General features: G+C 48.7%; 13 protein-coding genes. 9 read left to right on the plus strand and 4 right to left on the minus strand.

The features are described 5' to 3' along the window. The first annotated feature begins 468 nt into the window (after positions 1-468). Together WBJ53_RS23300 and WBJ53_RS23305 are read left to right on the plus strand one after the other, a co-directional pair. Positions 469-888: a hypothetical protein gene (locus WBJ53_RS23300; RefSeq protein WP_338870644.1), complete on the plus strand. Its 420-nt coding sequence runs from the start codon at positions 469-471 to the stop codon at positions 886-888. A 279-nt stretch (positions 889-1,167) separates the two neighbouring features. After that, the gene (locus WBJ53_RS23305) at positions 1,168-1,506 is read left to right on the plus strand and encodes a hypothetical protein (RefSeq protein ID WP_338870645.1); all 339 of its coding nucleotides are present in this window, start codon (positions 1,168-1,170) and stop codon (positions 1,504-1,506) included. Positions 1,507-1,563: 57 nt separating this feature from the next. Here the strand turns inward: WBJ53_RS23305 and WBJ53_RS23310 are convergent, their stop codons facing one another. From WBJ53_RS23310 to WBJ53_RS23325, 4 genes are all read right to left on the minus strand, one after another. Further along, positions 1,564-2,169 carry a YceI family protein gene (locus tag WBJ53_RS23310; protein ID WP_338870647.1) on the minus strand — a complete coding sequence of 202 codons (606 nt, stop codon included), beginning with the start codon at positions 2,167-2,169 and terminating at the stop codon, positions 1,564-1,566. Positions 2,170-2,214: 45 nt separating this feature from the next. After that, positions 2,215-2,670, minus strand: coding sequence for a MarR family transcriptional regulator (locus tag WBJ53_RS23315; protein WP_338870649.1), 456 nt, complete (start codon positions 2,668-2,670; stop codon positions 2,215-2,217). 60 nt (positions 2,671-2,730) lie between these two features. After that, positions 2,731-4,704 carry a hypothetical protein gene (locus WBJ53_RS23320; RefSeq protein WP_338870651.1) on the minus strand — a complete coding sequence of 658 codons (1,974 nt, stop codon included), beginning with the start codon at positions 4,702-4,704 and terminating at the stop codon, positions 2,731-2,733. Between the two features lie 131 nt (positions 4,705-4,835). Then, positions 4,836-5,366, minus strand: a complete 531-nt coding sequence (locus WBJ53_RS23325; protein WP_338870652.1) for a GNAT family N-acetyltransferase — start codon at positions 5,364-5,366, stop codon at positions 4,836-4,838. A 91-nt stretch (positions 5,367-5,457) separates the two neighbouring features. Here WBJ53_RS23325 and WBJ53_RS23330 point away from each other — a divergent pair, with 91 nt between their 5' ends. The 7 genes from WBJ53_RS23330 (at position 5,458) to WBJ53_RS23360 (ending at position 14,026) form a co-directional block, all read left to right on the plus strand. Next, positions 5,458-6,081, plus strand: a complete 624-nt coding sequence (locus WBJ53_RS23330) for a Maf family protein (RefSeq protein ID WP_338870654.1) — start codon at positions 5,458-5,460, stop codon at positions 6,079-6,081. A gap of 61 nt (positions 6,082-6,142) precedes the next feature. Continuing rightward, positions 6,143-7,648: an alpha-amylase family glycosyl hydrolase gene (locus WBJ53_RS23335; RefSeq protein WP_338870656.1), complete on the plus strand. Its 1,506-nt coding sequence runs from the start codon at positions 6,143-6,145 to the stop codon at positions 7,646-7,648. A gap of 35 nt (positions 7,649-7,683) precedes the next feature. Continuing rightward, the gene (locus WBJ53_RS23340) at positions 7,684-8,616 is read left to right on the plus strand and encodes a M20/M25/M40 family metallo-hydrolase (protein ID WP_338870658.1); all 933 of its coding nucleotides are present in this window, start codon (positions 7,684-7,686) and stop codon (positions 8,614-8,616) included. Between the two features lie 45 nt (positions 8,617-8,661). Further along, the gene (locus WBJ53_RS23345; RefSeq protein WP_338870660.1) at positions 8,662-10,095 is read left to right on the plus strand and encodes an arylsulfatase; all 1,434 of its coding nucleotides are present in this window, start codon (positions 8,662-8,664) and stop codon (positions 10,093-10,095) included. A 156-nt stretch (positions 10,096-10,251) separates the two neighbouring features. Beyond that, complete coding sequence (locus WBJ53_RS23350) at positions 10,252-11,793, plus strand: histidine kinase (RefSeq protein ID WP_338870662.1); 1,542 nt, start codon at positions 10,252-10,254, stop codon at positions 11,791-11,793. A gap of 80 nt (positions 11,794-11,873) precedes the next feature. Further along, the gene (locus tag WBJ53_RS23355) at positions 11,874-13,334 is read left to right on the plus strand and encodes a serine hydrolase domain-containing protein (RefSeq protein WP_338870664.1); all 1,461 of its coding nucleotides are present in this window, start codon (positions 11,874-11,876) and stop codon (positions 13,332-13,334) included. Beyond that, on the plus strand, positions 13,331-14,026 hold the full coding sequence (locus tag WBJ53_RS23360; protein WP_338870666.1) for a LytTR family DNA-binding domain-containing protein: 696 nt from the start codon (positions 13,331-13,333) through the stop codon (positions 14,024-14,026). The genes WBJ53_RS23355 and WBJ53_RS23360 overlap by 4 nt, the downstream gene beginning before the upstream one ends. Positions 14,027-14,105: the final 79 nt, after the last annotated feature.

The raw sequence follows: 14,105 nt of genomic DNA on the forward strand, positions 1-14,105 counted from the left end.
CATGTGTGTTGATGTCTCCCTACGGTCGTCATCAACACACATGGACGGTTGGGTGGAACGGAACAAGATGGGTTCATAGGGCGGGTTACCTGCGACAGGGTTCACGTCTCATTTGGTAGGATTTTGGGTTCCCATTTTCGGGTTGCTTGCGACAAAGCGAACGCCCCGGCAGTCGGGCTTGAGAAGACGTAGCAAAAAGCTTGTTGGTGCAGGAGCCAGAAAACGTTTAACTTTGTTAGGATAGTAACAACGATAAAGCGATGCCTACTCACAAAACCAAGAAGTCCACTCTCCCTTTGGTAGTACGGGGACGTAATGCGACAGGTAAAATCATTGAGGGCTCTATTCCGGCCGGTGAGTTACCGACAGAAGACCCAGGCTTGGCTATTCAGAGAATATTAGCTAAACACAAAGACATCACTCCCACGCCTATTCTACCTGAATGACCGTCTCCTCACCACTTCGTTCGTGCTGGTAGATACGGGCGTAATGAGTCGTTTTTTTCTGAAGAAGCCACAAATTGTCAAAGCCTATACTGAACTGGTGGTCACGGCAGTCCCCGTCATTTCAGCCAGCGTATATATTAAGTTGCTACGGTGGCTGGTCAATATTCGTGGCCGTGCAACAGACCCGATTACAAAAAGTGAGTTTGACGCTATCCGAAAGCAGTTGGATAAGTATGTGCAGTTAAATCACGGCAACTGCATTGAGCTCGCGATAGAAACATGTCGACTTTACCCAGACACTGGCCTTGGCGACTGCTTTACAATTGGAGTCGGGCTGTTTTTTGACATACCTATTTTTACGCTCAATCCGAAGCACTTTGAACGCGTGCCAGGAGTCCGGCTTTATAGGCCTGACAACGCTGACCTTTTGGAAACCAATTAATGGTAGGCTTCCGGCGACAGGCAGCGCGTCCCGTTGGACAGTCGGCAGCCCAACCACCACCGTGTTCTGGCGCCCCCCCGAAAATGCAATGTTTGTACTTGTTGGTTATCAGTGTGTTAAAAACATTGCATACATCTGACCATGTGTGTAAAAGCTCGTTCCTCGCCATCAACACCTGCTGGTGCTGAGTGAACAGCCAAGTATAAAAAAGGCGTGTTCAGCGGGTCGTGTGTGCGACAGGCGGCACTGGATAAAGTAATACTATTAATTTTTTTGATAATGACTACCACCTTATTCAGACCCGTCAGCAGAAAAGAATTAGATCTGATTGAACAATCTAACTGGACTAAATTTCCGCCAAGATTACCTGAACAACCTATTTTTTACCCAGTCACGAATATCGAATACGCCCGACAAATTACGGTTGAATGGAATGTACCGGCCTACGGTAACGGGTATGTAACTCAATTTGAGGTCGACAGTGAGTATTTGAAAAAATACAAGGTCGAAAATGTGGGAGGGACTATCCATAACGAACTGTGGGTACCTTCTGAAGAACTTGATGAGTTTAACCGTCACATCATTGGCCCCATAAACGTGGTGGAGTCGTACCCATAAAAAAATTCCCGGTACCATTATGTACCGGGAATCGTTCAGGTTGTAGTCAAAAGCAGCTTATTTGCCAGCTACCAGCTTAATTTCTACTACGAAGTCATCGTAGATGGCTTTGTCGCCGATGTTTTCGAAGAACGATTTCGAACCATAACGGATATCGTATTTCGTACGGTCGAGCGTGGCTTTGCCTGATGCTTCGATTCCATTGGCCGTTACCTTAACCGTCGACGGAATCGTTACGGCGTTGGTAATTCCTTTGATCGTCATATTACCCGTGATGTCGTAGGCATCACCACCTTTAGGCGTCACTTTCGTGATTTTGAAGGTCGACGTTGGGTATTTGGCGGTATTGAAGAAATCTTCCGATTTCATGTGGCCGATAAACTTCGCATTGTATCCGGCATCGGTCAGATCCGTACAAACGATGCTATTCATATCAAAGGCAAACGACCCGCCAGTCAGTTTACCTCCATCGACCGTTAGGGCTCCATCCGAAAGTTTAACGGTTCCAGAGTGCTCACCCGTTACTTTTTTACCATTCCAGTTCAGGATACTTTTCTGTGTATCTACTTTTAATGTAGCTACCTTTTTTGGGGCAATAAAAGCCGATGTACCTGCCAGTACGGCTACGGCAACTAAACCAGCCAGGAATTGACGCGTTTTCATTCTGTTTGTTTGGTTGTATTATAGAAAATTTAAAAGAATGCAGTGTTAGGCGCGCAGTTTATCGAGCAATTGGCTCAGATATACAGCCTCCTCTTCGGTAAGCTTGCAGCGCTGTTTATCATCAAGCTCGGCCTGATACACATCCAGCTTCTTCAATAAAGCCAGCCCTTTGTCGGTAATCACCACGTCGACCGCCCGCCGGTCGCTGGGGCATTCGGTACGCAGAACGAGTTTTTTGGCTACCAACTTATCGACCAATCGCGACGCATTGGACATTTTATCGAGCATCCGTTCGGTGATATCGCTCACTTTTACCGGATTCGGATACTGCCCACGTAGAATCCGTAAGACATTGTACTGCTGCAAGGTTAATCCAAACGGTTTGAGTATACGCGTCTGTGCATCAGCAACCCAGTTGCTGGTATACATCAGATTAACCATTACCCGATGATAAGGCGTCTTAAACGGAGTGGTTTGCTTAATGTCTGTTTCTATGGACATGGTGCAAATATAATGCTTATACATTTAATGTTGCAACATTATATACAAATAAATTAGTTCCTATCGATAGGGAATAATTTGGGGAGCCGAAATGTCGAAGTCGCGGAAGCGAAGAACAGGGATTCCTTCGAATGCGAATCGGAATGGGTACGCATTATTGGGTATGTTAGGGTAATAAGCCAATCGGACCTGAAAACTGTTGAAGGTCAGGTTTTCGTTTCGCAGCCGGAAACCAATGCCATATCCCTGATAGAGCGGCCCCTTTAGCAGCGACCGTTCGGGAAAGCTAACCAGTCCAAGATTCGCAAACGTAATAAATGCGACCCGAAATCCAATAAAATTCAATTTAGAAAAAAGAACATTTTCGTAGTTGATAAGCAGGCGATTAACACCCCGAAGCGCATCGTTATTGATACCAATTCCATCGGTATTGATACCGCTACCACTGCTGTTTAGGGTGATGTATTCGTTATCGAAGCGGTTGAGCCCAACTGTCATACGGCCGTTAAAAAAGTGCCGCATATTGCCCCATTTGGTAGTCATCAATGGGCTGAAATAATTTGTTTCGAGCGACAAAACGCCCTGTTCGAGCCGCTGGTTACGGATGTAGCCCCCAAGGCTGGCCAACGAATACAGATACCCCGACTTGTTGAGGTATTTTCCCTGAGAAAAATTGATTCCGCCGTATTTGCGGGCTCCCAGCTCCGCATTATCGAAGCCAGTAACGACCGATATAGCTTCGCCAACCGGCACGTCTTCCGTACGGCCAAAGCCATAGATAAGAACGTCGCGCACGTATTTTCGACGCGAATAGCCAATACTGAACAAGGTGGTGCGGCTGTCCTGATAGACCTGATTGGTATCGGGCGTTACTCTGGGGCGTTGCGAATAGACATAGTTGGTATTTCGCAAACCAATAATAAGTCGGGTACGGCCTTTTCCTTCGGCATCGTGTGCACTGTAGAATATCCGGAACGACCGACCTACCCACACATCAGAATAATAATAGCTCAGCGGCACCAGCAAAACGCTGTCGTTTCGGGTAACCAGACGGTTGTTCACCTGCGTCCGGTTCACTTCAATAGAACCGGCATATTTGGTGTCGGGCGTTAAGAAAGGGCGATAGAGCCGAAAGGCAACCTGTTTCAGATCGCGCAGATACAGCAATTCAGCCTGCGCAGTCAGAAATGTTTTTCCAATAAAGGGAACCGTATAGCGAGCCTGATATTCTATTTTCTGTCGCGGATCGGCACCCGAATAGGCCACCTGCGCAAAAAGCTGATGGCCAAGTCCCCGAAAGTTTTTTTGCTCGAATCCCAGGCTGAACTGATTCAATGCGCCAACCCCACCCGTTGGCAGCAACGACCAAACATCCTGCGTAATCACGTATACATCCACAAATTGCCTACTGCCTTTGCGTGGCAGGACCAGAATACGGGCATCGTGAAAAATCGACGTTGTCCGCAGTAATCGTTCGTTGTCGCGCAATACGGTTGGGTCGAGCGCATCACCTTCTTTAAAAAGCAGATAGGAGCGCTTAATAATATTCTCGCGCGTGTTGGTGTGCAAACGGTTGCCCGTCCGTTCTACCCAGTTGCCGGGTTGTCGAAGCGTATCATAAACCGATTGTCCAAATACGCCCAACCGCCGAATGTATATATCGCCAATGATACGGCCTTCGAACTCCTTAAACGGATTTACTTCAAGCTGGCTCACCTCCCCCGTATTTTCCCGGCTATTGTAAACATCCTGAAAAATCAGATCATACAATTGGTGCGTAAGCCGATGCTTGTACATCCTGGTTTTCAATCGATTGTAGAAAACACTATCCCGCTGGTGCAACGCACTATCGGGTCGTACGGATACCCTGGTTGCCAGCGAATCGTTCGTTTTTTTCGATACATAGCGCGTAGAATCCGGCTGCGTGGGTGTCAGAGGTACCTGTGCGCCTACACCTGTCCCTATCAATGCCATACACCACACCAGTATCCAGTGCGGCAGTTGTAGCAATCGTCTTGGGCAGGAGTTGTTCACTGTACGTGTTTTTTACTTAGAGTCGTTCGGTATCCCTTCGTTTAGTTGGCAGGCAAACTAACACCACCAGTACGTTATCATTTCGGATTTCGCTGCGTGGCTGCTCCTATTCCATAAAACGTCTCACAAGCCTATAACTGTTTTTGCAGCCAAAAATCCCGCTGGCGTTCGGAACCGAACTGAAAATAATGAAAGCCAAACGGCTCGAAACCCATTTTTTTGTAAAAAGTAAGGGCGCGTTCATTATGCTCCCATACACCCAGCCACACCGCTTTGTAGCCCTGTTCCCGCGCCCAGTTGAGGCAATGCTCCATCAGCATTCGCCCGCGCCCCTGCCCCGTATGCTGCTGCAACAGATAGATGCGCTGGATTTCAATGGCATTACGGGCACGTCGGTATGGCTCTGGCATTCGACGCGGAGGTGAATGCCGGCGCATTTTCGCATAACCAATAGGCGTACGATCGGGCAGTTCGAACACAAAAAAAGCAGCCCGCCGATCGCCCAGTTCGGCTTCCAGAGCAGGCAATGTGATGTCGGCCTGAATATATTCCTCAACTAACTCGGCAGAGTTGTGTGGAGGCCCAAATGCTTCGCGCATGGTTTGTACGGCAAGTTCCCAAAGTAGGGAAACATCGGAAAGAGTAGCGGTTCGGATCAACAAGTCAATCAAGATTTATTAAATACAACATACTATTTACGAATATAGACCGAAATTTGCCGGTGAATTCTTGCTCGTCATTCCGAATCTGTTCATGCTCACTTTACAATATCCGCTCGTATTAGCCTCGGGGTCGCCCCGCCGAAAACAGCTCATGACCGATGCCGGCTTTCAGTTTACGATCGAAACCCGGCCTACCGATGAATTTTTTCCCGACACGATGCCCGTCAATGATGTAGCCGAATACCTGGCCCGTCAGAAAGCCGAGCAGTTCATATCAGACCTGGGCCAGCGGATTGTGCTCTGTGCCGATACGGTAGTAATTCTCGACAATCAGATTCTGAACAAACCCCAGGATGAAGCCGACGCGCACCGAATGCTCCGGGTGCTTTCGGGCAGAACGCACCGGGTTCGTACGGGCGTAGCCATACTGTCGCCCGGCAATGATCCGACAACACCAGCCTTATACTCCTTTACGGACGAAACCACGGTTCGGTTTGTCACACTCAGTGATGCCGAAATTACTTATTACATTCGGGAATGTAAGCCTTTCGATAAAGCTGGTTCTTACGGCGCTCAGGATTTCATCGGGTTGATCGGCATTGAGCAACTAGAAGGGTCATTTTATACAGTAATGGGCCTACCAACACACCGGGTGTATCAGGCGCTCAGCTTATTTTTAAAGGGTGCCGCAACGGATGTTGAACGAGTGCCGTAACGGACGTTGGTGGTGCATTTGTCTCTTCCACTCTTTCTTTATTCGCTCTTTCACTCGTTATATGTCCCCCTCCCCCGTTGGGCACCACGGTGTTCACTACGAAATTTTTGTTCGCTCCTTTGCCGACTCCAATGGCGATGGCATTGGCGACCTCAATGGCGTTACCAATAATCTCGATTATCTGAAAGAGCTTGGTATTTCGGCCATCTGGCTAATGCCCATCAGCCCATCGCCTAGTTATCATAAATACGACGTTACGGACTATTACGGAATCGACCCGGACTATGGCACACTGGACGATTTCAAACGACTGATAGCCGAAGCCCACAAGCGGAAAATCGCCGTCATTATCGACCTGGTACTTCACCATACCAGCATTCGCCATCCGTGGTTTCAGGAAGCCGCGAAAGGGCCAGCCAATCTGTACTGGCAGTATTATAAATGGCTACGGCCCGACGAAATCAAACGCCGAAATCTGGCAACCCGCGATATTACGGCCGATTCGGGCGAACGAAATCCGTGGCATGCCGTTCGAGGAGCAACGTATCCCGAACGCTATTATGGTATGTTCTGGAGTGGTATGCCCGATCTGAACTTCGATCATCAGCCGTTGCGCGAAGAAGTGTTCAGAATTGCTCGTTACTGGTTAAACGAGGTGGGCGTCGATGGTTACCGGCTCGATGCGGCCCGGCACTTATATCGGGAATTCGAAGAACCTAAAAACCATGAGTTCTGGGCGCAGTTTGGGCAGGTGGTCGACGCGGCAAAACCTAGTGCCTATACGGTTGGCGAAGTCTGGACGCGCCCCGAACATATTGCGCCTTACTTTAAAGGACTGAAAGCTAATTTCAATTTCGACCTGCAACTCATGCTGACCGACATTGTTCGGCAGGAAGACGATACCGAAGAGTTGGTTGAATACCTGACCTACGTCCATGCTACGTTCAGCACCATTAATCCCCAGTTTCTGGATGCGTTGCTCTTGTCGAATCACGACCAGAATCGGATCGGCAGTATGCTAAAAGGAAACCTGAATCACTTGAAGGTAGCAGCCAATTTGCTGATGACGCTTCCGGGTTTACCCTATGTTTACTACGGCGAAGAAATTGGTATGCTTGGCATGAAACCCGACGAACATATCCGCGAACCATTTCTGTGGAATACCCGTGCGCTCGACCGGCAACGAACGTCGTGGAAACGTGGCCGATATAGCACTAGCCAGACCGTTCGGCCCCTGGCTCATCAGCAAACCGACCCAGACTCTCTCTTTACGCATTACAAACGGTTGATTCATTTTCGCAATAGCCATTCGGTCCTGAACGATAACCGAAGCAAACTTCAGTCATCAGGGATTCGGCAGAAAGGTGTTGTTGCATTCATACGACAGAATGCAACCGGCAACCAGCGCGTGCTGGTCGTTCATAACCTGACAGGCAAACCCATTGAGGTCGTATTTTCACCTACCGAGGAATGGTGCCGTTGCATCGTATTCGAAACAGCGGCAGGCAGTTCGCTCGTTGAAGGGCGGGTTGTTGTTCCTAAATACAGTTGTGTACTGATCGGGTGAGGGGTATTATCTTTGGGCTTTCTTCAAATCCATTCATGCAATACCGCTTTTTTTTCGTACTCCTTACGCTGGCTTACCCTTTGTTTGCTCAGCAGCCAACGGCCCGCCAGATTACCAGACACATCAACAACCTTGCTTCCGACAAGATGAAAGGCCGGGGTACGGGTAGCCCCGAAAATGCCAAAGCTGCCCGTTATATTGTCAGGCACTTTAAAAAATATGGTCTGACACCCTTAGGAACCAATGGGTATTATCAGCCCTTTACGGCCAAAGTCAGACGGGTTGTTGTTCCCGATAGTTTACGAAAAGCCGCCAACGTGATTGGCTTTCTGGATAACGAGGCTCCATACACCATCGTTATTGGTGCCCACTACGATCATCTGGGTATGGGTCGGCAGGGGAGTTCGCTCGATTCGCTGCCACAAGGTAAAATTCACAACGGTGCCGACGACAATGCATCGGGTGTAGCCGGGCTGCTGGAACTGGCTCAGTATTTCGCTCAAAATAGCGTAAAAGAACCATACAATTTCCTGTTTATGGCGTTCGGAGCCGAAGAGCTAGGCTTGCAGGGGTCTCGCTACTTTCTGAACAACCCTACCCTACCGCTCGAAAAAATGAATTTCATGATCTGTATGGACATGATTGGTCGATATAATCCAGATCGGGGCGTTGGCATTGGGGGCTATGGCACAAGCAATACCTGGCCTGCTGTATTCAACGGCCTTAGCAGTACAATTAAATTCTTTACCGATCGGGCAGGCAATGGTGGCTCTGACAATGCAGCCTTTTATGCTAAACAGATTCCGGTACTGTTCTTTCATACGGGTGGCCACCCCGACTACCACAGGCCAACCGATGATCCGGGCAAGATCGACGCCAGCGCCGAAGAAGCCATTCTTCGGCTGGAGATCAACCTGATTGAAAACGCCATGCAGCACCCGAAGATGAACTTTACGGCTGTTAAGTAATCCTGGCCCAAATTCGACTTTGGTGTATAATCAATTGCTCTATTCATGGCCCGACTCCTGCTCAATGTTCTGCTTCTGGTTTTCGTTTGCCCAGTCACCAAAGCCCAAAATCGCGCTGCCAACCGCCCTAATATCATTTTCATTCTGGCCGACGATCTGGGCTATGGCGATGTAGGTGTCAATGGTCAGAAGCTGATTAAAACGCCAAACATCGACCGACTGGCTCGGGAAGGAATGCAGTTTACGCAGTTCTACGCAGGCACGTCGGTATGTGCGCCCTCGCGGTCGTCGCTGATGACGGGGAAACATACAGGCCATACCTACATTCGGGGAAACAAAGAAGTTAAGCCCGAAGGCCAGCAACCCATTGCCGATTCGGTGGTAACGGTGGCCGAACTGCTGAAAAAAGGAGGGTATACAACAGCAGCTTTTGGTAAATGGGGGCTCGGTCCGGTAGGTTCGGAAGGTGATCCCCTCAAACAGGGCTTCGATCGTTTTTATGGCTACAATTGTCAGGCCTTAGCGCACCGTTATTATCCCGACCATCTGTGGGATAATGAGCGGGAAGTTGTGCTGGATGCCAATGAACATCTTCAGAAAACCAACGAATATGCTCCCGATCTCATTCATAAACAGGCGCTGGATTTTGTGAACAGTCAGACCGGTCAACAGCCGTTCTTTCTGTTTTTACCCTATACACTACCTCATGCAGAATTGCTGGTTCCCGACGATAGCCTGTTTACCCACTACAAAGGAAAATTCGACGAAAAACCGTTTAAAGGAGCCGATTATGGTCCTGATGCCAAAACTGGTGGCTACACATCGCAGGCCTATCCTAAGGCGACCTTCGCGGCTATGGTAGCCCGGCTCGATTTGTATGTTGGGCAGTTGCTGGAAACCCTGAAAGCCAGCGGACTCGACCAGAATACGCTGATCATTTTCTCTAGCGATAACGGCCCACACACCGAAGGCGGAGCCGATCCGGCTTTCTTCAACAGTGGGGGTGGCCTGCGTGGAGTTAAGCGCGACCTGTATGAAGGCGGTATTCGCGAGCCTTTTTTTGTTCGCTGGCCCGGTGTTGTTAAGCCAAATTCAACAAGCGATCATATTGGTGCTTTCTGGGATTTGCTCCCTACCTTCACCGAATTGGCCGGTGTTAAAGCCCCTTCGCACATTGATGGTCTTTCATTTGTGCCAACACTAACCGGTAAAGGCATCCAGAAAAAACACGATTATCTCTACTGGGAATTTCACGAAGGTGGAGGCCGACAGGCGGTTCGGCAAAACAACTGGAAAGCCGTTCGGTTACAGGTCGATAAAGACCCCAATGGCCCCATTGAATTGTATGACCTATCGAAAGACCTCAGCGAAAGGCATAACGTAGCGGCTCAATATCCCGACAAAGCCCGGCAACTGGGTCAGCTTATGAACAAAGCCCACACGCGTTCGGCCCTGTTTCCATTTGGTAAAGAGCAATAGATTTTTCCGTCGTTGAGCATAGTGAAGACTATGCTCAACTGCTAACCGTTTCTAAAACTAGCCAACACATCTGATTCGTCCCATTTTCCGGACAATTCAACCCATTTTCGCCACGAGCCTGTCCTGTCTGCCTAGTTTTGATCAAAAATTAAAACTATGTGGAACATCGCTCTTGTCCGACGCTTCGAACTGCCCTTTATTGTCGGCGTAGCTACTATATATGTTATTCGTCGGCTAGTGCAGGAGGTGACTCGAATCGACAACATGGTCGGTATTATTCGATCTATTCCAGGACCGGCGTCTCTCCGCTTGCCTGATCTGGGCACATATAATTATATTCTGAATAACAACATCCCGCTGATTACCGGTGCCGTTTTCTTTCTGATGGCGTGGTATATTTTTCACTACCGCACCTATCCTGAACTCAGCCAAAACTCGGCCAACCGTCAGGAGTGGTTACTCGGTGGTCTGGTTATAGTCTTGCTCTTTTTCAGCGCCCTGAGCTATCATTATCAGAAAATACATCTGCGTTTTCAGCACGACGATTTTGGGCAGATTATCGGTATAAAAGCCTTTTCATTATACCGAAAACGAACCGTCGTAGCCGATACCATTGGCCTTGGCATTATCCTGCTCTCGTATGAATTAGTAGCCCAGTTTTACTACTTCCTGAACCAGAAAATCACCCAGGACACCCAGACCTATTTCCGGCCGATCAGCTATCTGTTTATTATTGGTGTGAGCCTGTTTTTCGTAGCCTTTGCCCTGACAGCACAGCTTCCACCTACGCTGTGGGATTACCAATTGCGGGGAATGCTCATCACACTGGCTCTGATCATTCAGGTTTATTTTTTGCAGGCATATTGCTTTACGTATGTGCTGCCCCACATCCGTCGGGAACTTTTAGCCGTATCGGTTGCCAACCTCATCGTTTATGTAGTGCTTGGTCTGCTAGGATCAATAATCTTATGTTGGGTAAGTGGCCCCTATACCTTTTCCCGGCTTATCAGCTTTTTAGCTTTAACCTATCTGACCTCCTTCTCCATTGCCTACCTGCGCCAGACATTAAACCGTGAGACAACCGTTCTGCAAACGCAGGTATCGACAAAATCGGCCGAACTGGCCAGCCTCCGCGCACAGATCAATCCGCATTTCCTCTTCAATGCCCTGAATAGTTTGTATGCAACGGCGCTTAGGGAAAATAGCGAAAAAACAGCCGATGGCATTCAGAAACTAGGCGACATGATGCGGTTTATGCTCCAGGAAAACAACCGCGACCGCATTCCAATGAGCAAAGAAATTGAGTACCTGCACAACTACATCCAGCTACAACGGATGCGGCTCGACGAATCGCACGCTATTGAGATCCGGGTAAACATTCAGGAACCCGACCGCGACATTTATCTGGCGCCAATGATGCTGATTCCGTTTGTTGAAAATGCCTTTAAACACGGTATCAGCCTCCGAAACCCGTCGTGGATTTATATTACCCTGACGCTCGATGCCACCCGGCTCTATTTTAAAGTGCATAATTCGCTGCACACCAAACCAACAAACGATACCGAAAAAGAACATTCGGGCGTTGGTCTCGACAACGTTCGGAAGCGGCTGGCCCTCATCTATCCGGATCGCCATGAGCTTTCCATTCAGCAGTCCGATCAGGATTATTTTGTCTCACTTACACTCGTTTTCTGGTAAATAAGCATCCGTTTTTCGCCAGCAATACGCCGTTCTCTTTCTGGTTTCATTCCCAAACGTCAACCGACGCAGCTATCCCTATGAAACAATTCATTCTATTTCTGCTCATGCTACTGGTGGCTAAAGTTGCCATTGGCCAGCCCCGTTCGCAAACAATTGAAAAAACGATCCACGAAGTCGAAACCAGTTTAATGCCCCCGCTCCAACTGGCCCACAAACCATTCGTTCAATTCAGCCTTACCGATCGAATGAAACACTACCATGTTCCGGCGGTTAGCATCGCCTTCATCAACAATGGTGTGTTCGAATGGGCCAGAGCCTATGGGTATTTGAGTAACGACAGTTTACAGCCCGCCAATACGCATACCCTATTTCAGGCCGCATCGATCAGTAAGCCAATTACCGCAATGGCAGCTCTGCGGCTAGTTGAACTGGGAAAGCTTGATCTGGATACCGACATAAATGCCTATCTGAAAACCTGGCAACTTCCCCAAAGTCGATTTACAGACCAGAAGCCCGTTACGCTCCGAGCGCTCTTATCGCACACCGCCGGACTGACGGTTCATGGTTTTCGGGGTTATGCCACCGGCGACTCGATTCCGTCGGTAACGCAAATTCTGAACGGCGAAAAACCAGCCAATTCTCCACCTGTTGTTTCCGATACGGTTCCTGGTAGCGGCTGGCGTTATTCGGGTGGCGGCTACGTGATTTTGCAGCAACTACTCAACGATGTGACGGGCAAACGATTTCCAGACCTCATGCAGCAACTAGTCCTGAAACCAATAGGAATGGATTGCAGCACCTATCAGCAACCCTTACCCAAAGCCTTATGGAGCAATGCGAGTATTGGGCATTTGGGCAATGGCCAAAAACTACCCGGAAACTGGCATAATTACCCCGAAATGGCTCCGGCTGGCTTGTGGACAACTGCCACCGATCTGGCTCGCTACCTGGTTGATGTTCAGCAGTCCTTTCAAGGGAAAACCAATCATGTGCTTTCGAGGTCGATGGTCAACAAAATGCTGACCAAACAACCGGGCGAACATGGTCTTGGACCAGAAATTCACGGTTCAGATAGCACACTGGCATTCAGTCATGGCGGCAGCAACGCTGGTTACAAATGTTATTTCTACAGCTATGCCAAAACAGGTCAGGGTGTCGTTGTGATGACCAATGCCGACAGCGGTATGGGCTTAATTTTCGAGCTGATGCGCAGTATTGCGCACGTATACCAATGGCCTGACTTCAAACCGATCATTAAAAAAATAATTCAGGTTTCACAGCAAAAACTGGCCAGTATGGCTGGGGAATACAAACTGGAAAATCGCACCGACCGGTCGCTCCAGATTACGGTCCAGGAAAACAGCTTGTTCGTACAACAATTGTGGAACGGCTTTAGCTATACGCTGCATCCTGAAGGATCATTCGCTTTTTTCGTAAAAGAATATGGCGATCGGTTTACCTTTGAACCAGCTTCCGACACTACCATTGCGGGAGTTGTTCATGAGAACACAAAATGGGTAAAGGTTAAAACACCATGATACTAACCGCTATCGCTATCGACGACGAACCACAAGCGCTGGAGGTTATTCGGCTCCATGCCGCCCGAGTAGCCTTTCTCGACCTGAAAGCAACCTTTACCGATGCGTTCGAAGCAATGGCCTGGTTGCAGACCAATCAAGTCGATCTGCTGTTTCTTGACATAAAAATGCCCGACATATCGGGCCTTGAGGTGGTCAACTGCCTGCCCAAAGCACCAATGATTGTGTTCACGACAGCTTATTCCGATTATGCCGTTGAGGGCTTCAACCTGGATGCAATCGATTATTTACTCAAGCCGTTTTCGCTGGCACGATTCGTGAAAGCCTGCAACAAAGTTCTGGAACAAAAAACACTTCGGTCGGACGAAGAGCCGGATTTTTTATTCGTTAAAACGGGCTACGACGAAGAAAAGGTAATGCTCAGCGACATTCTTTACATCGAAGCAGAGGGCAATTATTTAACCTATGTTTTAAAAAACCGGAAATTGCTTAGTCGCCAAACCATGACCGAACTTCAGCAGCACTTACCAGCACATCAGTTTGCACGCGTGCATCGGTCCTATCTGGTTGCCCTCAGTAAAATCGATAAAATTGGGCGTCAGGAACTTACTATTGCCGGACACCCCATTCCAATTGGTGCGTCCTATGAAGATACAGCAGCTACCATTCGGGCCAAAATCAGCCAATTGTAGGAACCGATACTAGGTCAACGGCCAAAAATGCAGATTTTAGGGTTCGGTTTACCGCTGCTCCCCTTATCTTTGCCCAATT

The organism is Spirosoma sp. SC4-14, from assembly GCF_037201965.1.
Classification (GTDB): Bacteria; Bacteroidota; Bacteroidia; order Cytophagales; family Spirosomataceae; genus Spirosoma.